Source organism: Streptomyces yokosukanensis (assembly GCF_001514035.1).
Taxonomy (GTDB): domain Bacteria; phylum Actinomycetota; class Actinomycetes; order Streptomycetales; family Streptomycetaceae; genus Streptomyces; species Streptomyces yokosukanensis.
In genome coordinates, this window is sequence record NZ_KQ948213.1 from 105,675 (window position 1) to 126,207 (window position 20,533).

Annotated in this window: 25 protein-coding genes; 19 read left to right on the top strand and 6 right to left on the bottom strand. The window is 72.5% G+C overall.

The annotated features are described in order from the left end of the window. Nucleotides 1–33 precede the first annotated feature (33 nt). The 4 genes from AQI95_RS20415 (at nucleotide 34) to AQI95_RS20430 (ending at nucleotide 4,011) form a co-directional block, all read left to right on the top strand. Entirely contained in the window at nucleotides 34–1,248 is a 1,215-nt protein-coding gene (locus AQI95_RS20415) for an NYN domain-containing protein (RefSeq protein WP_067125331.1), read from the top strand. 166 nt (nucleotides 1,249–1,414) lie between these two features. Beyond that, nucleotides 1,415–2,428 carry an ABC transporter ATP-binding protein gene (locus AQI95_RS20420; protein ID WP_067125352.1) on the top strand — a complete coding sequence of 338 codons (1,014 nt, stop codon included), beginning with the start codon at nucleotides 1,415–1,417 and terminating at the stop codon, nucleotides 2,426–2,428. 85 nt (nucleotides 2,429–2,513) lie between these two features. Next, nucleotides 2,514–3,335 carry an ABC transporter permease gene (locus AQI95_RS20425; protein ID WP_067125354.1) on the top strand — a complete coding sequence of 274 codons (822 nt, stop codon included), beginning with the start codon at nucleotides 2,514–2,516 and terminating at the stop codon, nucleotides 3,333–3,335. 34 nt (nucleotides 3,336–3,369) lie between these two features. Beyond that, on the top strand, nucleotides 3,370–4,011 hold the full coding sequence (locus AQI95_RS20430; RefSeq protein WP_067125357.1) for an AAA family ATPase: 642 nt from the start codon (nucleotides 3,370–3,372) through the stop codon (nucleotides 4,009–4,011). A 42-nt stretch (nucleotides 4,012–4,053) separates the two neighbouring features. Here AQI95_RS20430 and ybaK read toward each other — a convergent pair whose 3' ends face one another. The 4 genes from ybaK to AQI95_RS20450 all read right to left on the bottom strand — a co-directional run bounded on the left by ybaK (nucleotide 4,054) and on the right by AQI95_RS20450 (nucleotide 8,186). After that, nucleotides 4,054–4,557 (bottom strand): Cys-tRNA(Pro) deacylase, encoded by a 504-nt coding sequence (gene ybaK / locus AQI95_RS20435; protein WP_067125360.1) that lies wholly within the window; start codon nucleotides 4,555–4,557, stop codon nucleotides 4,054–4,056. 49 nt (nucleotides 4,558–4,606) lie between these two features. After that, a complete protein-coding gene (locus AQI95_RS20440) occupies nucleotides 4,607–5,347 on the bottom strand; it encodes an LON peptidase substrate-binding domain-containing protein (RefSeq protein WP_067125363.1) in 741 nt (246 codons plus the stop codon). An 11-nt stretch (nucleotides 5,348–5,358) separates the two neighbouring features. Continuing rightward, nucleotides 5,359–6,447, bottom strand: coding sequence for a hypothetical protein (locus tag AQI95_RS20445; protein WP_244188799.1), 1,089 nt, complete (start codon nucleotides 6,445–6,447; stop codon nucleotides 5,359–5,361). A 161-nt stretch (nucleotides 6,448–6,608) separates the two neighbouring features. Next, a complete protein-coding gene (locus tag AQI95_RS20450) occupies nucleotides 6,609–8,186 on the bottom strand; it encodes an oxidoreductase (RefSeq protein WP_067125366.1) in 1,578 nt (525 codons plus the stop codon). Nucleotides 8,187–8,359: 173 nt separating this feature from the next. On the opposite strand from AQI95_RS20450, the gene hisD reads away from it, so the two are divergent. The 12 genes from hisD (at nucleotide 8,360) to AQI95_RS20505 (ending at nucleotide 16,668) form a co-directional block, all read left to right on the top strand. Continuing rightward, nucleotides 8,360–9,685, top strand: coding sequence for a histidinol dehydrogenase (gene hisD / locus AQI95_RS20455; protein ID WP_067125369.1), 1,326 nt, complete (start codon nucleotides 8,360–8,362; stop codon nucleotides 9,683–9,685). Next, nucleotides 9,682–10,788 (top strand): histidinol-phosphate transaminase, encoded by a 1,107-nt coding sequence (locus AQI95_RS20460; RefSeq protein ID WP_067125372.1) that lies wholly within the window; start codon nucleotides 9,682–9,684, stop codon nucleotides 10,786–10,788. Before hisD ends, AQI95_RS20460 begins: the two co-directional genes overlap by 4 nt. Beyond that, nucleotides 10,785–11,378 carry an imidazoleglycerol-phosphate dehydratase HisB gene (gene hisB / locus AQI95_RS20465; protein ID WP_031166423.1) on the top strand — a complete coding sequence of 198 codons (594 nt, stop codon included), beginning with the start codon at nucleotides 10,785–10,787 and terminating at the stop codon, nucleotides 11,376–11,378. Before AQI95_RS20460 ends, hisB begins: the two co-directional genes overlap by 4 nt. A 4-nt stretch (nucleotides 11,379–11,382) precedes the next feature. Continuing rightward, nucleotides 11,383–11,547 carry a hypothetical protein gene (locus tag AQI95_RS48005; protein ID WP_167361952.1) on the top strand — a complete coding sequence of 55 codons (165 nt, stop codon included), beginning with the start codon at nucleotides 11,383–11,385 and terminating at the stop codon, nucleotides 11,545–11,547. Continuing rightward, nucleotides 11,538–12,188: an imidazole glycerol phosphate synthase subunit HisH gene (hisH, locus tag AQI95_RS20470; RefSeq protein ID WP_067125375.1), complete on the top strand. Its 651-nt coding sequence runs from the start codon at nucleotides 11,538–11,540 to the stop codon at nucleotides 12,186–12,188. The genes AQI95_RS48005 and hisH overlap by 10 nt, the downstream gene beginning before the upstream one ends. 3 nt (nucleotides 12,189–12,191) lie before the next feature. Continuing rightward, complete coding sequence (priA, locus tag AQI95_RS20475; RefSeq protein WP_067125377.1) at nucleotides 12,192–12,914, top strand: bifunctional 1-(5-phosphoribosyl)-5-((5-phosphoribosylamino)methylideneamino)imidazole-4-carboxamide isomerase/phosphoribosylanthranilate isomerase PriA; 723 nt, start codon at nucleotides 12,192–12,194, stop codon at nucleotides 12,912–12,914. A 16-nt stretch (nucleotides 12,915–12,930) separates the two neighbouring features. Next, nucleotides 12,931–13,326: a RidA family protein gene (locus AQI95_RS20480; protein ID WP_067125381.1), complete on the top strand. Its 396-nt coding sequence runs from the start codon at nucleotides 12,931–12,933 to the stop codon at nucleotides 13,324–13,326. Nucleotides 13,327–13,332: 6 nt separating this feature from the next. Further along, on the top strand, nucleotides 13,333–14,088 hold the full coding sequence (gene hisF / locus AQI95_RS20485) for an imidazole glycerol phosphate synthase subunit HisF (protein WP_067125384.1): 756 nt from the start codon (nucleotides 13,333–13,335) through the stop codon (nucleotides 14,086–14,088). A gap of 67 nt (nucleotides 14,089–14,155) precedes the next feature. Beyond that, entirely contained in the window at nucleotides 14,156–14,374 is a 219-nt protein-coding gene (locus AQI95_RS20490; protein ID WP_067125387.1) for a hypothetical protein, read from the top strand. After that, nucleotides 14,371–14,745, top strand: coding sequence for a hypothetical protein (locus AQI95_RS20495; RefSeq protein ID WP_067125390.1), 375 nt, complete (start codon nucleotides 14,371–14,373; stop codon nucleotides 14,743–14,745). The genes AQI95_RS20490 and AQI95_RS20495 overlap by 4 nt, the downstream gene beginning before the upstream one ends. A gap of 86 nt (nucleotides 14,746–14,831) precedes the next feature. After that, entirely contained in the window at nucleotides 14,832–15,419 is a 588-nt protein-coding gene (locus AQI95_RS20500) for an ArsR/SmtB family transcription factor (protein ID WP_067125393.1), read from the top strand. Nucleotides 15,420–15,432: 13 nt separating this feature from the next. Then, entirely contained in the window at nucleotides 15,433–16,668 is a 1,236-nt protein-coding gene (locus AQI95_RS20505) for an MFS transporter (protein WP_067125395.1), read from the top strand. Nucleotides 16,669–16,684: 16 nt separating this feature from the next. Here AQI95_RS20505 and AQI95_RS20510 read toward each other — a convergent pair whose 3' ends face one another. Next, nucleotides 16,685–17,083, bottom strand: coding sequence for a glyoxalase/bleomycin resistance/extradiol dioxygenase family protein (locus AQI95_RS20510; RefSeq protein ID WP_067125398.1), 399 nt, complete (start codon nucleotides 17,081–17,083; stop codon nucleotides 16,685–16,687). A gap of 34 nt (nucleotides 17,084–17,117) precedes the next feature. Further along, complete coding sequence (locus AQI95_RS20515; protein WP_067125401.1) at nucleotides 17,118–17,753, bottom strand: TIGR03085 family metal-binding protein; 636 nt, start codon at nucleotides 17,751–17,753, stop codon at nucleotides 17,118–17,120. A gap of 83 nt (nucleotides 17,754–17,836) precedes the next feature. Here AQI95_RS20515 and hisI point away from each other — a divergent pair, with 83 nt between their 5' ends. The 3 genes from hisI (at nucleotide 17,837) to AQI95_RS20530 (ending at nucleotide 20,452) form a co-directional block, all read left to right on the top strand. Then, complete coding sequence (gene hisI, locus AQI95_RS20520) at nucleotides 17,837–18,253, top strand: phosphoribosyl-AMP cyclohydrolase (protein WP_067126289.1); 417 nt, start codon at nucleotides 17,837–17,839, stop codon at nucleotides 18,251–18,253. An 11-nt stretch (nucleotides 18,254–18,264) separates the two neighbouring features. Then, nucleotides 18,265–19,743, top strand: coding sequence for an anthranilate synthase component I (locus AQI95_RS20525; RefSeq protein WP_067125404.1), 1,479 nt, complete (start codon nucleotides 18,265–18,267; stop codon nucleotides 19,741–19,743). Between the two features lie 70 nt (nucleotides 19,744–19,813). Further along, nucleotides 19,814–20,452, top strand: coding sequence for a TIGR02234 family membrane protein (locus AQI95_RS20530; protein WP_067125407.1), 639 nt, complete (start codon nucleotides 19,814–19,816; stop codon nucleotides 20,450–20,452). Nucleotides 20,453–20,533 lie beyond the last annotated feature (81 nt).

Here is a 20,533-nt window from a genome sequence, read left to right on the forward strand (position 1 = left end):
GAAGCAAAGCCTCCCGGGAAGAGGGTGAGTCGCGTGGACCGCTGCATCGTCCTGGTGGACGCCGGGTACCTGCTGGGTGCCGCCGCCAGCCTCCTCGCCGGTGAGCCCTCACGGTCCCGGATCACCGTCGACCACCCCGCGTTGATCCAGGCGTTGCGAGAACGCGCCGAGTCGGAGACCGAGCGTCCACTGCTGCGCATCTACTGGTTCGACGGCGCCCCCGACCGCGTCCCCCAGCCGGAACACCGCCGGTTGCGGGTGATGCCGCGCGTCACGGTCCGGCTCGGCGCCCTCACCCGCAGTGACGGACGCTGGGCGCAGAAGGGCGTCGACGCCGCCATGCACGCCGAGCTGACCGAACTGGCCCGCAACCGCGCCTGCTCCGACGTCGTCCTCGTCACCGGCGACGGGGATCTGCTGCCCGGGATGATGGCGGCCAAGGAGCACGGTGTCGCCGTCCACCTGTGGGCCGTACAGGCCGCCGACGGCGACTACAACCAGTCCGAGGACCTGGTCGCCGAGGCCGACGAGCGGCGGGTCCTGGACCGCGCCTGGATCACCCAGGCCGTCCGCGCCAAGGAACTGACCGGCGTCTGCGCCCCGCCGCCCGTGCCCCGGCCCGAGATCGCCGCGATCCTGTCCGCGCCGCTGCCCGAGTCCGCGCTCGCCGCGACGGCCGAGCGGCCCGCCGAGCAGAACACCCCCCCGGCGGCCGCCGCGACGGCCAACGGCACCCAGGAGCGGGCCGTCGCCCCCAAGGGCGTACCCACCCCCAAGGATCTCGCCGCGCTGCGCGCCCCCGGCGCCCAGCCCGTGCAGCAGCCCACGACCGCGACCCTGCGCTGGTCCTCCGACAAGGGCTGGGTGGACCGGCCGGGCGCCGTCACCGAGCCGCCCGAGGTCGCCTCCATGCCGACGCTCGCCCAGCTCACCACGGCCGAGCAGCGCTGGGCCGACCGTGAGGAGGACATCACCACCGTCGGCGGCGACCCGTACGAGGTGGGACAGGTCTTCGCCCGCCGCTGGATGTCCCGGCTCGGTGACCAGGGCCATCTGCAGAGGCTGTCGCAGCTGTATCCGCGCATCCCGCACCGCATCGACGGAGAGCTGCTGCGCTACGCCGCGCGGTTCGGGCTCCTCGCCCACAAGGACGACCAGATCGACGAGCACGACCGCTACGCCATTCGAGCGGGGTTCTGGCGGGAGATCGATGTGCCGGCCGCGGCGGAGAACGTGGCGGGGGAGTGAGCCGCCGGGGGCGCTGCGCGTGCGGCACCCCCGCGTTCCGCCTGGATGGCCGAGCACCGGCGCGGCGGGGACGTCCTGGGCGACGCTTTCGGGATGACCGGTGGCCCGCCCCCGGATACGGCCCCAAAGGCGAGTAAAGGGCTCCGACCCCTTAGTCTCGTCCTTTGTGAATACGCGCTCGGCACAGGTACCTCGGCAGGACGAGGTCGTACGTGTGCGCGGGCTCGGCAAGAGCTATCCGGCCGTGAAGGGCCGGCGCGGTGCGCCCGGCACCCCCGAGGTGCGGGCCACCGACGGGGTCGAGCTGGAGGTGCGGCGCGGCGAGGTCTTCGGGCTGCTCGGGCCGAACGGCGCCGGCAAGTCCACTCTCGTACGACAGCTGACCGGGCTGCTGCGGCCGGACACCGGCAGCGTCGAGATCCTCGGGCACGACATCGTCCGGCACCCCGAGCGGGCCGCGCGCCTGCTCGCCTACCTCGGTCAGGAATCCTCCGCGCTGGACGAGCTGACCGTCTCCCTCGCCGCCGAGACCACCGGGCGCCTGCGCGGGCTGGACGTACGCCGGGCGCGGGCCGAGCGGGACGCCGTGCTGGAGGAACTGGGGCTCACTCCGCTCGCGGAGCGGGCGCTGAAGAAGCTGTCCGGCGGGCAGCGGCGGCTCGCCTGCTTCGCCGCCGCCCTCGTCGGGGAGCGCCCGCTGCTCGTGCTGGACGAGCCGACCACCGGCATGGACCCGGTGGCCCGGCGCGCGGTCTGGGCGGCCGTGGACCGGCGGCGGGCCGAACGCGGTACGACCGTGCTGCTGGTCACCCACAACGTCATCGAGGCCGAGACCGTGCTCGACCGGGTCGCCGTGCTCGACCGGGGCCGGGTCATCGCCTGCGACACACCCGCCGGGCTGAAGGAACAGGTCGCCGGCGAGGTGCGGGTCGAGCTGGTGTGGCGGGAGCGGGCGCCGCTGGAGGTGCCCGAGGTCGCCGTGCTGCGCGAGCGCGCGGTGGAGTCCGGGCGGCGCTGGACGCTGCGGCTCGCGCCCGAACAGGCCCGTGCCGTCGTCGCCACCGTGACCGGCGGGGCCGCCTTCGCCGCCCTGGACGACTTCACCCTCGCGACGCCCAGCCTGGAGGACGTCTACCTGGCGCTCGGCGGCGCGGCCCGGCAGGGGCTGGTGAAGGCGTGAGCGCGGCGGCCGTGCGATGCGTACGGGTCTGCGCGAGTGTCACAGGGGTCTGTGCGACTGCCGTAGGGAAGAGGAGCAGCTCGACGTGAGTGTCGTACCCGCGGAGGTTCTGCCGGGCGATGCCCCGGCCGTGCCCGAGACGGCACGGGGCGCGGCCGAACTCGGGCCGCCCGCGCGGCTGTGGCCGTCGCTGGCCGCCGTCTACCGCGCGCAGCTGTCCCGGGCCCGGGTGGCCCGGATCCCGCTGCTGTTCGTGGCGACCTTCCAGTCCATCGGCATCACCGTGATGATGCGGGGTGTCGTCGACAGCGGCGGCGAGGCCCAGTCCGTGGTGGCGGGTTCGTCGGTGCTGGTCGTCGCCTATGTGGCCCTGAACCTGCTGTCGCAGTACTTCGGTCAGCTGCGGGCCAGTGGGGGGCTCGACCACTACGCCACCCTGCCGGTGCCGCCGGCCGCGGTGGTGCTGGGCGCGGCGGCGGCGTACGCCTCCTTCACCGTGCCGGGGACGCTGGTGACGGCCGTCTTCGGGTGCGTGCTGTTCGGGCTGCCGCTGTCCAATCTGTGGATCCTGGTGGCCGTGATCCCGCTGGCCGGGGCCGCGCTGTCCGGGCTGGGCGCCGCCTGCGGGCTGCTCGCGCCGCGGCCCGAACTGGCCACGCTGCTCGGCCAGCTGGGCATGTCGGCGGCGCTGCTGCTGGGTGTGCTGCCGGCCGACCGGATGCCGGAGATCGTACGGCTGGCGCGGGATCTGCTGCCGTCGACCTACGGTGTCGAGGCCTATGCCCGCACCTTCGGGGCGCACCCGGACTGGGCCGTCGTCCTCGTCGACCTGGGCGTCTGCGCAGGTGTCGGGGTGGTCTCGCTGGCCGTGGCGACCTGGGCGTACCGCAGGGCCGCCGTCCGGTGACGCGGCGGACAGCGCGACCTGGCACGATGTCAGGGTGACCGCACCGCTGACTCCGCCACCGCCACCGCACGACGACTCCCGGCACCAGGTCTGGCAGGCGCCGCCGCCTGCCGGGGCCCAGGACGGGGGCTGGTACGAACAGGACGGCCCCGGGATGAAGACCGAACTGCGGGACGCCGCCGTGATCACGGCGGCCGGGCTGTTGGGCGGGGTGCTGCTGGGGCTGCTGTGGTGGTGGCTGGCGCCGCATGTGCCGCTGGTCGGCGACGTGGTCGGCAAGAGCTGGGTCGTCTATCTGAAGGACAGCGAGGGGGAGCAGGCGATAGGCGTGGACGGCACGTTCACCCTGCTGGGGCTCGCCCTCGGGGTCGTCAGTGCCGTCCTCGTGTTCCTGCTGCGGCGGCGTGGGGGCGTGCCGCTCGTGGTGGCGCTGGGTCTCGGCGGGCTGCTCGGTTCGGTGCTGGCGTGGCGGCTGGGTGTGTATCTGGGGCCCGAGTCCGACGTGCTCGCGCATGCGAAGGAGGTCGGGAAGGGGGTCACCTTCTCGGCGCCGTTGAAGCTGGGGACGAAGGGCGCGTTGCTGGCCTGGCCGCTGGGCGCGCTGGTGGTCCACCTCGGGCTCACCGCCCTGTTCGGGCCCCGGGATCCTGAGCCGCCGTATCCGCACCAGCTGTGACCCAGGGGCACCGCTCCTCGGACCGCTGTCTGCCCGTCGCGGTCAGTCCCGTCCGATCGGTGCCAGCACCGCTTCCGTGAGCTTCGCCAGTTCGGTCGGGGCCAGTTCCACCTCCAGGCCTCGCCGGCCCGCCGACACACAGATCGTCTCGTGCGCCTGTGCCGAGTCGTCCAGCACCGTCGGCAGCCGCTTGCGCTGGCCGAGCGGGGAGATGCCGCCGCGGACATAGCCCGTGGTCCGCTCCGCGAGCACCGGGTCGGCCATCGTCGCCCGCTTGCCGTGCACCGCGGCCGCCAGGGCCTTCAGATCCAGCGAGCCGGAGACCGGGACGACCGCGACCGTCAGGGTGCCGTCGACGTCCGCCACCAGGGTCTTGAAGACCCGGTCGGGACTGACGCCCATCGCCTCGGCGGCCTCCTCGCCGTAGGAGGGGTGGGAGGGGTCGTGGTCGTAGGCGTGGACCGTGAAGTCGACGCCGGCCGAGGAGAGGGCGACCGTCGCGGGCGTGCCGCCGGACTGCTGCTGCTTCTTCGACTTCTTCGCCATCCGTCTTCCTCAGCGTCTTCCCGGGCCGTCTTCCCTCAGTTCAGGCTCGTCAGTTCAGGCTCGTCGGTGCCCGGGTCAGTTCGAATGCGGGCAGCGACGGCAGACTACGGATGATCGAGGTCTCGGCGCGCAGGAGTTTCAGTTCGTCGCGCAGACGGGACGCGGTGTCGGGGGCCTGGAGCAGCCGCTGTTTGGTCGGCGTGTCGTGCACCATCGCGGCGGCCACCAGGTACGACACCACGCTCGGCTCGTCCGGCAGCTCGGCGCCGGTGGACAGCGAGCGCTCACGGGCGCCCGCCAGGCGCTTCTGGTACTGGCGGAAGGAGCGCAGCACCCCCTCGGCCAGCGCGCCCGCCTCGTCGCCCGGCTCCTCGGCGAGTTCCTCCAGCTCCGCCGTGAGGAACGGGCCGGACGCGTCCACGGAGAGCAGCCGCACCCGGGTCGTGCCCGTCGCCAGCACCTCGAACGTGCCGTCGGACCGCTCGCGGACGGTCGCCGCGTCCGCCACACAGCCCACCCCGTGGAAGGCCTTGAGGGGCTCGGGGCCGAAGCCCGCGGCCGGTCCCCGCGCTGGCTGTGCCGTGGGGTCCGGCATGCCGGGGGCGCTCGGCGCCACCTCGTGGCCGTCGCGGATGGCCACGACGGCGAACCGGCGCGGCTCGTCCTCCGGGGTCTTGAGCAACTCGCGCATCATGGCGCGATAGCGCTCCTCGAAGACGTTGAGCGGCAGCACGAGACCCGGGAACAGCACCGTGTTCAGCGGGAAGAGCGGGAGACGGACGGTGGTCACGACGCCTCAGCCTAATGGTCGCCGGCGTCGGCGTGTCCGCCGCGCTCACCGGGCGGTCCCGTCAGCCAGGCCGGCAGCCTCGCGGGGACGGGTCCGGCAGCCGCCGTCAGCAGGTGTTCGCGCAGCCGCAGGAAGTGGCCGAGCGGGTCGTCGGAGAACCGGTCCCACGGGAACGAGGTGGCGTACGGGCCGATCAGGCGCAGCTGGGCGCGGGCGTCCTCCCGGCGGTCCAGGCGCAGCAGGACGTACAGGAGCTTGTTGCGGATCTGGGCGGGCCAGGGATCGGCCGCCGGGAAGCGGGCGGACAGCTCCAGCGCCCGGTCGGCGGCGGCGTCCAGCCGGGCGCGCGGGATCTCGGGGCCGCAGCCGTCGGTGAGGTAGCCGAGCGCCGCCCGGACCGGCAGCGCCTGCACGAGCGAGTCGGCGGGCGCGTCCTGCGCCGCCCGGTCGGCGAAGTCGAAGCACTCGCGGTGCGAGGCACGGGGTGTGTGGGGGGCGTCTCCCCACAGGACGCAGCAGCAGTCGGCCAGATAGCGCAGCGCGGCCACATGGCAGCCGTAGTGGTGCGGGGCGCGCCGGACGGCCGCCTCCCACAGCTCCTCGAAGTACCGGTGGCCGGCCCGTGAGCCGCGCGCGTGGTCCAGGGCGATCCGCCAGGGCACCGGGTCGCGGTCGTCGGCGCGGGCGGCGGCGGTGATGAGCGGGCTCACCTCGCGCAGCAGCTCGGCGCGGGCCGGCGAGGGCCAGACGCGGTCCACCGCCAGCTGTGCCCCGACCAGCAGGGCACCGGGGTCCCCGGGAGCGTCCCCGCACCAGGCCTCGAACCATTCGGGGCGCGAGCGGGCGAAGGCGGCGAGGCGCCGTACGTACCGGTCGTGGTTCTCCCACGCCGCCGCGGCGCGGGTGGCGGCCAGCAGAGCGGCCGCGGCCTCGTACTCGCCCCGGCCGGCCGCGACCAGCGCGGGCGAGAGCCGGTCGTCGGGCGCGTCGAGCACGGCCTCGTCCCCGGCCGGACCGAGACCGGGGACGAGGTGCGCGGAGCGTTTGGCCATCCGTGTGGGGCGGATGAACGAGGGCAGCAGAGCCATGGTGTCGACCATTGAAAGACCGCAGGTCGGGAGCGCGCCAGAGGCTTGGGGGAAGTTGCGGAAAGTTGTACGGCCGTGAGTCAAGGACCGGCAAAAGGTGACTGTTCCGCTTTTGTGCGCCCGCTGTGCCGAAAATGCGGCCGATGTGCGGAAAACGGGTCGGACCGGCTGATTCAGCCCCGGCGCAGCAGCCGGGTCGCCCCCGCCGCCACCGTCGTCGCCAGGATCCAGCCGAGCAGGATCATCGCGGCCGCCAGCCACTGCCAGCCGCCGCGCAGCTGCCACTGGCCGACCTGGCCCAGGTCGACCACGGGCAGCAGCAGGTCCAGCGTGAACAGGGCCGGGCTCCAGTACGGATGGCCGTCGTGGTTCATCGGCGGATGGTCCGCGTGCGCGAAGGCCAGCGTGCCCGCCGCCCACAGCACCGCCATCCACACCGCGGCCCGGCCCGGACGGTAGCCGTAGGCCACCGTCCAGTCCTGGACGTACCCCCAGCACTTGGCCGCCAGCGGCAGCGTCTCGCGGCGCCGGCGCTGCTTGGCCAGCAGCACCTCCCGCGCGTCCTCGTCCTCGCCGGCCGCCCGCAGCACCGCCGCCAGCCGCTCGTACGGCTCCGGGGCGTACTCGGCGGTGGCCGCAGCCACCCAGTCGAGCCGGCCGGTCAGCGGGAACGGGCCGCGCGGGACGAGGCTCTCGTACACGAACCCGCCCATGTGCAGGCTGCCGGGGCCGGGCCAACTCGCCGCCCGGTCCACCAGGTTGACGATCCGCGCGCCCGACAGCACCACCTTGCCGCGCTGCGGCCTGTCCCCGAGGAAGCGCAGCTCGGGCACGTGGATCCGGCGCAGCGACAGCTCCTGGTCCTCGGTGAAGGCGAGCCGCGCCCGCTCCAGGTCGACGGCGTCCCCGAACCGGCCGTCGTCCAGCCGCAGCCCGCCCCGGCACTCGAACCGCTGGATCCGCGTCCCGCGCGCCGGTGTCGTGCCGCTCAGCATGGGGCTGCCGACGCCGGCCGGGGTCAGATACAGGGTGCGCTCGACGGTCAGCTGGGGCGCGTTCAGGGCGTAGCGGGAGTACGGGTTGTTCAGTTGCGCGCCGCGCAGGCTGAGCGAGACCCCGACCTTGGCGCCGCGCAGGCTCAGCTCGCCGTGCGACTCCAGCATCTCCGCCTGCAGGTCCTGGCCGACGGTCATGCCGTCCGCCGCGATCGACCGCCCGCTGCGGTCGCGGTACACGACCGCCTGGTTGAGCAGCAGATCGGTGCCGATGTGCGCGTCCGTCAGCCGGACCCCGTTCTGGAAGCGGCAGCGTGGCAGATGCAGATCACCCTCGGTGTGCACCCGGGCCGCCTCCAGCCGGGGCGCCGCGCAGTCCACCATGCGCAGGGTCGTGAACCGGGCCTCCGGCAGCAGCACCTCGTCGTCGAAGCGGCAGCCGCGCAGCTCGACGTACGGCTGCACCGTGCCGCCCGACAGGTCCAGCGTGCCGGTGATCCGCACGCCGGTCAGCTTCAGCGAGGACACCCGGCCCGCGAGCGCGGGCGGGCCGTCCAGCAGCAGCCAGGCCACGATCCGCGCCCGTACCGTGCGCTCGGGGCCCCAGGGATGGCCGCCGTGCGGATCGTCCACCACGCGGTCCCCGCCGCTCAGGTCGTACACACTGCCGTTGCGGAAGGCCTGCCACATGCCCGCCTCGGCCGCGGTCAGCTCGTCCGGCAGGTCTCCGGCAACCAGGTCGGCCCCCTCGGTCACCGCTCTTCCTCTCTCACTTCTCGCAGCTCAGCCGTTTCGTACAGCCGTTCATGCCCGCTGAGTGACGTCCGGAACACTAGAGGTGAAGGCGATCTTCCGAGTTCGGCCACGTTCTGTATCAGCCATTGATACGCGTCCACGGCCCGCGACACCGGTCTGAGAGAATTGGGACTGTGATTTCCCGAATCGATCTGCGCGGCGACGCCCTTCCCGAGGGCCCCGCCCTGCGCGACCTGCTGCCCCGAGCCGACTTCGACGTTGCGGCCGCCCTGGAGAAGGTGCGTCCGATCTGCGAGGCCGTGCATCATCGTGGCGACGCGGCGCTGATCGACTTCGCCGAGCGGTTCGACGGAGTACGGCTGGAATCCGTCCGTGTCCCGGCCCAGGCGCTCACCGACGCGCTGGCCGCCCTCGACCCGGCCGTGCGCGCCGCGCTGGAGGAGTCCATCCGCCGCGCCCGTCTGGTCCACCGCGAGCAGCGCCGCGTCACGCACACCACCCAGGTGGTGCCGGGCGGCTCGGTCACCGAGAAGTGGGTGCCGGTCGAGCGCGTCGGGCTGTACGCGCCGGGCGGCCGGTCCGTCTACCCCTCCTCCGTGATCATGAACGCCGTACCGGCGCAGGAGGCCGGCGTCGAGTCGATCGCGCTCGCCTCCCCGCCGCAGGCCGACTTCGGCGGGCTGCCGCACCCGACGATCCTCGCCGCCTGCGCCCTGCTCGGCGTGGACGAGGTCTACGCCGCGGGCGGCGCCACCGCCGTCGCGATGTTCGCCTACGGCACCGAGTCCTGCGCCCCGGCCAACATGGTCACCGGTCCGGGCAACATCTGGGTCGCCGCCGCCAAGCGCTTCTTCACCGGCAGGATCGGCATCGACGCCGAGGCCGGTCCGACCGAGATCGCGATCCTCGCCGACGACACCGCCGACCCGGTGCACGTCGCCTCGGACCTGATCAGCCAGGCCGAGCACGACCCGCTCGCGGCGGCCGTGCTGGTCACCGACTCCGTCGAGCTGGCGCAGGCGGTGGAGAAGGAACTGGAGCCGCAGGTCGCGGCGACCAAGCACGTCGAGGACCGGATCGTGCCCGCGCTGCGGGGCCGGCAGTCCGCGATCGTGCTGGTCGACGGCATCGAAGAAGGCCTGAAAGTGGTCGACGCGTACGGCGCCGAGCACCTGGAGATCCAGACCGCCCGGGCCGCCGAGGTGGCCGATCGCGTCAAGAACGCGGGCGCGATCTTCATCGGCCCCTGGGCCCCGGTCTCGCTGGGCGACTACGCGGCCGGGTCCAACCACGTCCTGCCCACCGGCGGCTGCGCCTGCCACTCCTCGGGCCTGTCCGTCCAGTCCTTCCTGCGCGGCATCCACATCGTGGACTACACGAAGGACGCGCTCGCCGAGGTCGCCCGTCATGTGGTGACGCTGGCGGAGGCGGAGGACCTGCCGGCGCACGGCGCGGCGGTCAAGGCGCGGTTCGGTTGGAAGGTTCCTGAGGGCAAGTGACCGGCATCGACGATCTCCCCATCCGCGACGAGCTGCGCGGCAAGTCCCCCTACGGCGCGCCGCAGTTGGACGTGCCCGTACGGCTGAACACCAACGAGAACCCCTACCCGCTGCCCGAGCCGCTCGTCGAGCGGATCGCGGAGCGGGTGCGGGAGGCCGCCCGTGACCTGAACCGCTACCCCGACCGGGACGCGGTCCAGCTGCGCACCGAGCTGGCCGCGTACCTGACGAAGACCGCGAAGCACCCCCTCGGCATCGAGAACGTGTGGGCCGCCAACGGCTCCAACGAGGTCATCCAGCAGCTGCTGCAGACCTTCGGCGGACCGGGCCGTACGGCGATCGGCTTCGAGCCGTCGTACTCGATGCACGCGCTCATCGCGCGCGGCACCGGCACGGGCTGGATCTCCGGGCCCCGCCGCGAGGACTTCACCATCGACCTGGCGGCGGCGCAGCGGGTCATCGCCGAGCACAAGCCGGACGTCGTCTTCATCACCACCCCCAACAACCCCACCGGCAACGCGGTTCCGGCCGGGACGGTCCTCGCGCTGTACGAGGCAGCCCAGGCGGCCAAGCCGTCGATGGTGATCGTGGACGAGGCCTACATCGAGTTCAGCCACGGCGAATCGCTGCTGCCGCTGCTGGCGGGCCGCCCCCACCTGGTCGTCTCCCGGACGATGTCGAAGGCGTTCGGCGCGGCGGGCCTGCGCCTCGGCTATCTCGCCGCCGACCCGGCGGTCGTCGACGCCGTCCAGCTCGTCCGGCTGCCGTACCACCTGTCGGCGATCACCCAGGCGACCGCGCTGGCCGCGCTGGAGCACACCGACACCCTGCTGAAGTACGTCGAGCAACTGAAGTCGGAGCGGGACCGGCTGGTCGCCGAGCTGCGCGCGACCGGCTACGACGTCATCGAGTCCGACGCGAACTTCGTGCAGTTCGGACGGTTCGCGGACGCCCACACCGTCTGGCGGAAGATCCTCGACCGGGGCGTCCTGGTCCGGGACAACGGCGTACCGGGGTGGCTGCGGGTGTCCGCCGGCACCCCGGAGGAGAACGACGCGTTCCTCGACGCGGTCCGTGAAGTGAAGAAGGAGCTTGAGGCATGAACCGCGTAGGACGCGTGGAACGCACGACCAAGGAGACCTCGGTCCTGGTCGAGATCGATCTCGACGGCACCGGCCGGACCGACATCGCCACCGGCGTCGGCTTCTACGACCACATGCTCGACCAGCTCGGCCGGCACGGTCTGTTCGACCTGACCGTGAAGACCGACGGCGATCTGCACATCGACTCCCACCACACCATCGAGGACACCGCCCTCGCCCTGGGCGCCGCCTTCAAGCAGGCGCTCGGCGACAAGGTGGGGATCTATCGATTCGGCAACTGCACGGTCCCGCTGGACGAGTCCCTCGCCCAGGTCACCGTCGACCTGTCCGGCCGCCCGTACCTCGTGCACACCGAGCCCGAGAACATGGCGCCGATGATCGGCGAGTACGACACCACGATGACCCGGCACATCCTGGAGTCCTTCGTCGCCCAGGCGCAGATCGCGCTGCACGTGCACGTGCCGTACGGGCGCAACGCCCACCACATCGTGGAGTGCCAGTTCAAGGCGCTGGCCAGGGCGCTGCGTTACGCCTCCGAGCGCGACCCGCGCGCGGCCGGCATCCTCCCCTCCACGAAGGGCGCGCTGTAACCCCATGAACAGCCTCTCCACCCTGCTGATCGTCGTCGGCCTGTTCCTGGTCGGCGGCATCGTCTCCTTCGTCAAGCAGAAGATGCCCACGAGCCTTGTCGTGCTGCTCTCCATCGGCGCCGCCCTGTGCCTGGTCGCCGGCGTCATGCGGCTGGAGGTGTGGAATTGACCGTGCTCTCGAAGAAGGTCGTCGTCTTCGACTACGGCTTCGGCAACATCCGCTCCGCCGAACGCGCCCTCGCGCGCGTGGGCGCCGAGGTCGAGATCACCCGTGACTTCGACAAGGCCATGAACGCCGACGGACTGCTGGTGCCGGGTGTCGGCGCGTTCGCCGCCTGTATGCAGGGCCTGCGCGCCGCGCGCGGAGACTGGGTCGTGGACCGCCGGCTGTCCGGCGGGCGTCCGGTGCTGGGCATCTGCGTCGGCATGCAGATCCTGTTCGCGCGCGGCATCGAGCACGGCGTGGCGGCCGAGGGCCTGGACGAGTGGCCCGGCACGGTCGAGCCGCTGCAGGCCGACGTCGTGCCCCACATGGGCTGGAACACCGTCGACGCCCCGGCCGACTCGGAGCTGTTCGCCGGTCTCGACGCCGACGCCCGCTTCTACTTCGTGCACTCCTACGCCGTCCACGACTGGGCGCTGGAATCGCACAACCCGCTGATCGCGGCCCCCAAGGTCACCTGGTCGACGCACGGCAAGCCCTTCGTCGCCGCCGTGGAGAACGGCGCCCTGTGGGCCACCCAGTTCCACCCCGAGAAGTCCGGCGACGCCGGCGCCCAGCTCCTCACCAACTGGATCGGAACCCTGTAGACCATGGCCAAGCTCGAACTCCTCCCCGCCGTCGACGTCCGCGACGGCCAGGCCGTCCGCCTCGTGCACGGCGAGTCCGGGACCGAGACCTCCTACGGCTCCCCGCTTCAGGCCGCCCTCGCCTGGCAGCGGTCCGGCGCCGAGTGGCTGCACCTGGTCGACCTCGACGCCGCCTTCGGCACCGGGGACAACCGTGAGCTGATCGCCGAGGTCGCGAAGGCGATGGACATCAAGGTGGAGCTGTCCGGCGGCATCCGCGACGACGCCTCGCTGGCGGCCGCCCTGGCCACCGGCTGCACCCGGGTGAACCTCGGCACCGCCGCCCTGGAGACCCCCGAGTGGGTCGCCAGGGTCATCGCCGAGCACGGTGACAAGATCGCGGTCGGCCTGGACGTACGGGGCACCACCCTGCGCGGCCGCGGCTGGACCCGCGACGGCGGCGACCTCTACGAGACGCTGGCGCGCCTCGACAAGGAGGGCTGCGCCCGCTACGTCGTCACCGACATCGCCAAGGACGGGACGCTGCAGGGCCCGAACCTGGAGCTGCTGAGGAACGTCTGCGCGGCGACGGACCGGCCGGTCGTGGCCTCCGGCGGCGTGTCGTCGCTGGACGACCTCCGCGCCATCGCCGAGCTGGTACCCCTCGGTGTCGAGGGCTCCATCGTCGGGAAGGCCCTGTACGCGAAGGCGTTCACCCTGGAAGAGGCCTTGGAGGCCACATCTTGAAAAAGGGCACGGTGTCATGACGTCCGAAGCCGTACGGCGCGTGCAGAGCGGAAGCCCCTGGGAAGAGAGTTTCGGTTTCGCGCGCGCCGTGGCGGCCGGCGACCGGGTGTCCGTGGCGGGCACCACGTCCTTCAAGGGGACCGTCCTCTACGGCGAGGGCGACCCGTACGAGCAGGCCAAGGTCGCCTTCGGCAACGCCATCGAGGCGCTGAAGGAATTCGGGCTCGGCATCGAGTCCGTGATCCGCACCCGTATGTACCTGAGCCATGTGCGCGACGTCGACGAGGCGGGCCGGGCCCACAAGGAGCTGTTCGACTCCGTGCGCCCCTGCTCGACCCTGCTCGTGGTCGAGGGCTTCGTCGATCCGCGCATCCTGGTCGAAGTAGAGCTTGAAGCATTCAGAGGAGCCTGAGCAGTCATGACCCTGGCGGTCCGAGTCATCCCCTGCCTGGACGTGGACAACGGCCGGGTCGTCAAGGGCGTCAACTTCCAGAACCTGCGCGACGCCGGCGACCCCGTCGAGATGGCCAAGGTGTACGACGCCGAGGGCGCCGACGAGCTGACGTTCCTGGACATCACCGCGTCCTCGGGCAACCGGGAGACGACGTACGACGTGGTGCGTCGCACCGCCGAGCAGGTGTTCATCCCGCTGACGGTCGGCGGCGGCGTCCGCACGGCCGAAGACGTGGACAGGCTGCTGCGGGCGGGCGCCGACAAGGTGGGCGTGAACACCGCCGCGATCGCCCGCCCGGACCTGATCCGCGAGATCGCGGAGCGTTTCGGCCGTCAGGTCCTCGTCCTCTCGGTGGACGCCCGCCGCACCGGGCCGGGCTCCTTCGAGGTCACCACCCACGGCGGCCGCAAGGGCACCGGCATCGACGCGGTGGAATGGGCGCACCGCGCGGCGGATCTGGGCGCTGGCGAGATCCTGCTGAACTCCATGGACGCGGACGGCACCAAGGACGGCTACGACCTGGAGATGATCGCCGCCGTCCGCAAGCACGTGACCGTCCCCGTGATCGCCTCGGGCGGCGCCGGCAAGCTGGCCCACTTCCCGCCGGCCGTCGCCGCGGGCGCGGACGCGGTCCTGGCCGCGTCGGTGTTCCACTTCGGCGACCTGCGCATCGGCGAGGTGAAGCAGACCCTGCGGGATGCGGGGCACCCCGTTCGCTAGTTCGAGGTGACACTCTTGGTAGCGAACGCGGTAGTGGTTGAGGTGTCGAGGTGGCTAGGCTGCTCGTATGCCTGGAATCACGATCGAGTTCACCGAGGAAGAGCTGGCCGAGCTGCGCGCTGAGGCCAAGGAGCAGGGCGTCGCGATCAAGAGGCTGGCGCACGACATACTGACCGAGGACGTCGTGCGCCGGCGGCAGAAGCAGAGGTTCGTCGAGGGGGCCACGAAGAAGGCTCGGGAGATCATGGCCGACTTCGAGGAGCGGTTCCCGGCGGGCCTGCGGTGACGCTGTATGTAGACGCCGGCTGGGTCCTCAACGTTCAGGTCAACGTCTCGCCGCAGAACACGCCGATTCGCGACTGGGGCGCACTGAACTGCATGGTCGAGCGCCACAGGTACGAACGCGTCGCCGGTGAGCCGTACTACGGGGAGATCCCCGCACGGGCGGCGACATTCCTGCACACGGCCCTGAGGCTGCGGCCCTTCACCGACTACAACGCCTCCATCGGCATCGCTTGCGCCTGGGAGTACATGGAGCAGTCCGGGGTGCGATTCGATCTGCCCTACGGCGAAGTCGCGAAGCTCGTCGCAGACATCCGCAGCGACGAAGCCGACCTGACGGAAGTCGCCCGACTGCTGCGCGAGTGGGCCGCCTGACCCTCCGGGTCACCGAAAACAAGACATGAAAGGGAAGTTGCGCAAGATCCATTGTGCAACTTTTCTTTCGTATCTATGGTCGGGGTATGGCGAGCAAGGAGAACCGACGGATCACGGACGTCGGCACGCTGAAGGCCCTCGCGCATCCCCTGCGGGCCAACCTGTACCGGCTGCTGTGCATGGAGCGGGTGGCTACCGCGTCCCAGCTCGCCGAGCACGTGGACGAGGCCGTGTCCCTGGTCAGCTACCACCTGCGCAAGCTCGCCGACCACGGCCTGATCGAGGAGGCCGAGCCGCAGACGGCGGACGGGCGGGAGCGCTGGTGGCAGCCGGCGTCGGACGGCGTGAGCATCCGCGACGAGGACTTCCGGGGCGAGCCCGCCAGAGCCGCCGCCCACCTCGCGGCCAGCCGCCTCTTCCACGACCAGCGGGCCGACCAGTACCGCCGCTTCCTGGACCAGCGCCCCACCTGGGGGCCCGAGTGGAACACCGCCTCCATGGACAACGAGTCCTGGATGCGTCTGACCCCGGCGGAACTCACCGCACTGAGGGGCGAGCTGGAGGCGCTTCTGCGCACGTACGACGCGCAGGCTCGGGCCGCCGAGGCCGCGGGCGAGACCGAGGGACGCGAGCACGTGGCGCTCTACATGTACGGCTTCCCCTTCCGTGTCTGAGAGGCCCCCCACCGTGACCGCCACCCTCCTGCCGGCGCCGGCCGCGCAGGCCCACCGCGACCCCAACGTGCTGCGCTGGCTCGCCGCCTACACCTCCTCCACGCTCGGCGACAGCGTCTACTACCTGGCCCTGTCCTGGGCGGCCGTCCAGAGCGGAACGCCTGCCCAGGCCGGTCTCGTGATGGCAGTCAGCGCGCTGCCCCGGGCCGTGCTGATGCTCGGCGGCGGGGTGATCGCCGACCGGTTCGGCCCGCGCCGGGTCGTCATCGGCAGCGACGCCGTGCGCTGCGCGGCCGTCCTCGCCGCGGCCGCCCTGCTGTTCCTCACCAGCCCCGGGCTGTGGCCGTTGGCCCTGCTGGCGCTGGTCTTCGGCACCGTCGACGCCGTCTTCATACCCGCCGTGGGCGCCCTGCCGGCCCGTCTCACCGAGAAGGACCAGCTGGCCCGGGTACAGGGTCTGCGCGGCCTCGCGATCCGCTTCGCCTCCGTCGTCGGCGCCCCGCTCGGCGGGCTCGGCGTGGCCCTCGGCGGAGCGGCCGCCGCCTTCGCGCTCGCCGGGCTGCTCATCGCCGTCTCGGTGCCGCTGCTGCTGCGCGTGCGGATACGGGACCTGCCGACGGCGGAGGGCGCCGGGAACACGACCGCCTGGAGCGACCTCGTGGCCGGCCTCGCCTACGTCCGCCGCCACCGCGTCCTCGCCCCGCTGATGGTGGCCATCGCCCTCGGCGACCTCGGCTTCGTCGGCCCGCTGAACGTCGGTCTGACCCTGCTGGCCGACCGGCGCGGCTGGGGCGCCTTCGGCATGGGCTGGGTGCTCGCCGGATTCGGAGTCGGCGCCGGAGCCGCCTCGCTGCTGCTGACCGTCCGGGGCCGGCTGCCGCGCGCCGGGCTGGTCGTCGGGTGCGCGTGTGCCGCGGGCTCCGTGGCCGTCGGCGCCCTCGCCTTCGTACCCACCCTGCCCGCGGCCGTCGGTACGGCGCTGCTCGTCGGCCTGCTCGCCGGGCTCAGCGGCGCGCTGTGCGGGGCCCTGCTGCAGACCCAGTCCGACCCCGCCCGTCTGGGCCGGGTCACCGCCGTCGCCAGCCTGGTCAGCCTCGGCCTCACCCCACTCAGCATGCCGTTCGCGGCCGCCGCGATCGGGGCGTTCGGGCTCGGGCCGGTCTACGTCGTCAGCGCCACCGTCTGCGGCCTCGGCGGGGTCGTCGCGCTCGCCGTACCGGCGCTGCGGCGCGCGGAGCTTCCCGGCTGAGCGCGGTGCGCCGCGCTCACTCCTTCGGCTGAACCAGCTGCACCAGATTGCCGCAGGTGTCGTCGAACACCGCCGCCAGCACCGGCCCCTGCCGCTGCGGCTCATGGGTGAACCGGACACCCCGGCCGGTCAGCCGCTCGTACTCCGCCGCGAGATCCCCCACGGAGAAGACGATGCACGGGATGCCCGCCTCGTACAGCGCCCGGCGGTACGGCTCGGCGACGGGGCCCTCGCCCGGCTCCAGCAGCAGCTGCAGATCGGGCTGGGCGCCCTCGGGAGCCCCGACGGTGACGAAGAGCGTGCCGCCGCCGAGGTCCATGCGGGTGCGGGTCTCGAAGCCGAGGACGTCGGTGTAGAAGGCGTGCGCCAGGGCCACGTCGTCCACGTACACACCGGTCATCGCGACCTTGATCACGGCACGGCCCCTCTCGGCTGCCCGACCGCTGGGATCAGAAGCCCAGCTGCCTGGACTCCTGCAGCTTGGCGATCGCGTCCGCGTCGCCGTCCACCCCCACCTTGGCCTTGTCCTGCCGGCCGAACGCGTACATCAGCAGCTCCGACGGCTCACCGGTCACCGTCACCACCGGGGCGCCCCGGTGCGCCACGGCCGTCTGCCCGTCCGGACGGCGCAGCACCAGGCCCGTCGGCACACCCCGGGCCACCAACCGGGCCGTGCGCTCCAGCCGGGACCACAGGGCGTCCTGGAAGACCGGGTCCAGCTCGCGCGGGCTCCAGTCCGGCTGGGCGCGGCGCACGTCCTCGGTGTGGACGTAGAACTCGACGACGTTGGCCGCCTCGTCGACCTGCTTGAGCTGGAACGGCGAGAAGCGCGGCGGGCCGGTACGGATCAGCTGGATCAGTTCCTCGTACGGCTTCGCGGCGTACTCGGCCATCACCTTCTCCAGGCGCGGCGCGAGCTGCTTGATCAGCGTGCCCCCGGCCGCGTCCGGACGGCGCTCGCGCACGATCACATGCGCGGCCAGGTCTCGCGTCCGCCAGCCCTCGCAGAGGGTCTCGGCATCCGGACCGACGGTTTCCAAGAGGTCGGCGAGCAGCAGCCGTTCACGCTGGGCGAAGGTCGACATGTGATCAGCCTACGACCAGGCGGCGAGTCCGCGCAGCGGACACGGCACCGGCACTGTCCGACCCGCGCGGCACAATGGCTGCCATGACCAGTACGACCGGTACGCCCCGACCCAGCAGCCTCGATCCGGAGATCGCCGCCCGCCTCAGGCGCAGCGCCGACGGTCTCGTGCCCGCCATCGCCCAGCAGTACGACACCGGTGAGGTGCTCATGCTCGGCTGGATGGACGACGAGGCACTGCACCGCACGCTGACCACCGGCCGCTGCACCTACTGGTCGCGCAGCCGCCAGGAGTACTGGGTCAAGGGCGACACCTCCGGCCACTTCCAGTGGGTGAAGTCCGTCGCGCTCGACTGCGACGCCGACACCGTGCTCGTCAAGGTCGACCAGGTGGGCGCGGCCTGCCACACCGGGGCGCGCACCTGCTTCGACGAGGACGTGCTTCTGAAGGACGCCGCTTCGGCCGCCCCGAAGGCGCACTCGAACAGCACCGCTCAGTAAGGTCGGCCGTCATGGACCTCGAGACCTTCCGCAAGCTCGCCGCCGACCGGCGCGTCATCCCGGTCACGCGCAAGCTCCTCGCCGACGGCGACACCCCGGTCGCGCTCTACCGCAAACTGGCCGCCGAGCGCCCCGGCACCTTCCTGCTGGAGTCCGCGGAGAACGGCCGCTCCTGGTCCCGCTACTCCTTCGTCGGCGTCCGCTCCGCCGGGACGCTCACGGAACGCGACGGACAGGCCCACTGGCTCGGCACCCCGCCGGTCGGCGTCCCCGTCGACGGCGACCCCCTGAAGGCCCTGCGCGCCACCCTCCAGGCCCTGCACACCCCGCACCAGGAGGACCTCCCGCCCTTCACCGGCGGCATGGTCGGCTACCTCGGCTACGACATCGTCCGCCGTCTGGAGAAGATCGGCCCCGGCGAGCGCGACGACCTCCGGCTCCCCGAGCTGACCATGCTCCTGACCAGCGACCTCGCCGTCATGGACCACTGGGAGGGCTCGGTCCTGTTGATCGCCAACGCGATCAACCACAACGACCTCGACACCGGTGTCGACGAGGCCTACGCCGACGCCGTGGCCCGCCTCGACGCCATGGAGGCCGACCTGACGCGCGCGGTGGCCCAGCCGCCCGCCGTCCTCCCGCCCTCGGAACTGCCCGAGTACACGGCGCTGTGGGGCGGCCCCGACTTCATGACGGCCGTCGAGGACGTCAAGGAGCGCATCCGCGCGGGCGAGGCCTTCCAGGTCGTGCCCTCCCAGCGCTTCGAGACCCCGTGCACGGCGAGCGCCCTGGACGTCTACCGGGTCCTGCGCGCCACCAACCCCTCGCCGTACATGTACCTCTTCCGCTTCGACGGGTTCGACGTGGTGGGTTCGTCCCCCGAGGCCCTGGTGAAGGTCGAGGACGGGCGCGCGCTGGTCCACCCCATCGCCGGCACCCGCCCCCGCGGGACCACCCCGCAGGAGGACCAGGCCCTCGCCGAGGAGCTGTTCGCCGACCCCAAGGAGCGCGCCGAGCACCTGATGCTCGTCGACCTCGGCCGCAACGACCTCGGCCGGGTCTGCGAGCCCGGCTCGGTCGAGGTGGTCGACTTCATGTCCATCGAGCGCTACTCGCACGTGATGCACATCGTCTCGACCGTCACCGGCACGGTGGCCGACGGCCGTACGGCCTTCGACGTGCTCACCGCGTGCTTCCCCGCGGGCACCCTGTCCGGCGCCCCCAAGCCGCGCGCCATGCAGATCATCGACGAGCTGGAGCCGTCCCGGCGCGGTCTGTACGGCGGCTGCGTCGGCTATCTGGACTTCGCGGGCGACTCCGACACCGCGATCGCCATCCGCACGGCCCTGCTGCGCGACGGCACGGCCTACGTCCAGGCCGGCGCCGGCATCGTCGCCGACTCCGACCCGGTGGCGGAGGACCAGGAGTGCCGCAACAAGGCGGCGGCCGTCCTGCGGGCCGTGCACACCGCCAACCGGCTGGCCGAGTAGGGCGCTTTCGGCCCATGGGGCGTTTCTCATACGAACCCCGGGTGACGGTTCGCCCGGGGTTCAGGCGATAGTGGAGTACGTGACTGCTGTACCTCACCCCCGTACCGAAGCCGCCGCCCCCGCCCGGTCCGGCCGGCGCAGCCTCGCCGTGGCCCTCCTGTGCGGTGCGCTCGGCGCGGCCGTGGCGCTGCTCGCGACCCGGCAGCGCTGGGCGGACGGCACCGCGTCGGTGGCCGGCGGCACGTTCCCGCTCACTGCCAAGGGCAGCGACGTCACGGGCGTTCCGGCGGCCCTCGCCATAGTGGGCCTCGCCGCGCTCGTCGCCGTCTTCGCCGTCCGCAGGGCCGGCCGCTTCGTCGTCGCCGGACTGCTCGCGCTCTCCGGCGCCGGCATCGTGACCGCCGCCCTGCTGGCCGCCTCCGACGCCTCCGCGCTGGACGAGAAGGCCGCCCAGGCGAGCGGTGACACCTCCGCCACGGTGGCCGCGCTCAGCCACACCGGCTGGCCCTACGTCGCGGCCGCCGGCGGTGTGCTGATCCTGCTCGCCGGACTGCTGGCGCTGCGCTACGGCGCCCTGTGGCCCGCCATGTCCGGCCGCTACGAGCGCGGCACCGACCGTCCGCGCCGCAAGGCCCGCCCGGTCGACCCGGAGCGGCCCGAGGAGATCTGGAAAGCCCTGGACCGGGGCGAGGACCCGACCGGAGCCTGAGCCGTCGGCCAGGGCGAGGCGGGTGTGGCGAACCAGACGCCACCCCCGCGTCCGCGGCGCGCCCGCGTACGGGACAATGGA

What these genes read in the sequence shown, in the direction of transcription:
- AQI95_RS20500 (WP_067125393.1), top strand. Translation starts at nt 14,832, where the DNA reads ATGGCGAGCAAGGAGAACCGACGGATCACGGACGTCGGCACGCTGAAG.
- AQI95_RS20445 (WP_244188799.1), bottom strand. Translation starts at nt 6,447, where the DNA reads ATGGTCGACACCATGGCTCTGCTGCCCTCGTTCATCCGCCCCACACGG.
- priA (WP_067125377.1), top strand. Translation starts at nt 12,192, where the DNA reads ATGGCCAAGCTCGAACTCCTCCCCGCCGTCGACGTCCGCGACGGCCAG.
- AQI95_RS48005 (WP_167361952.1), top strand. Translation starts at nt 11,383, where the DNA reads ATGAACAGCCTCTCCACCCTGCTGATCGTCGTCGGCCTGTTCCTGGTC.
- hisB (WP_031166423.1), top strand. Translation starts at nt 10,785, where the DNA reads ATGAACCGCGTAGGACGCGTGGAACGCACGACCAAGGAGACCTCGGTC.
- ybaK (WP_067125360.1), bottom strand. Translation starts at nt 4,557, where the DNA reads ATGGCGAAGAAGTCGAAGAAGCAGCAGCAGTCCGGCGGCACGCCCGCG.
- AQI95_RS20480 (WP_067125381.1), top strand. Translation starts at nt 12,931, where the DNA reads ATGACGTCCGAAGCCGTACGGCGCGTGCAGAGCGGAAGCCCCTGGGAA.
- AQI95_RS20515 (WP_067125401.1), bottom strand. Translation starts at nt 17,753, where the DNA reads ATGTCGACCTTCGCCCAGCGTGAACGGCTGCTGCTCGCCGACCTCTTG.
- AQI95_RS20525 (WP_067125404.1), top strand. Translation starts at nt 18,265, where the DNA reads ATGGACCTCGAGACCTTCCGCAAGCTCGCCGCCGACCGGCGCGTCATC.
- hisF (WP_067125384.1), top strand. Translation starts at nt 13,333, where the DNA reads ATGACCCTGGCGGTCCGAGTCATCCCCTGCCTGGACGTGGACAACGGC.
- hisI (WP_067126289.1), top strand. Translation starts at nt 17,837, where the DNA reads ATGACCAGTACGACCGGTACGCCCCGACCCAGCAGCCTCGATCCGGAG.
- AQI95_RS20490 (WP_067125387.1), top strand. Translation starts at nt 14,156, where the DNA reads ATGCCTGGAATCACGATCGAGTTCACCGAGGAAGAGCTGGCCGAGCTG.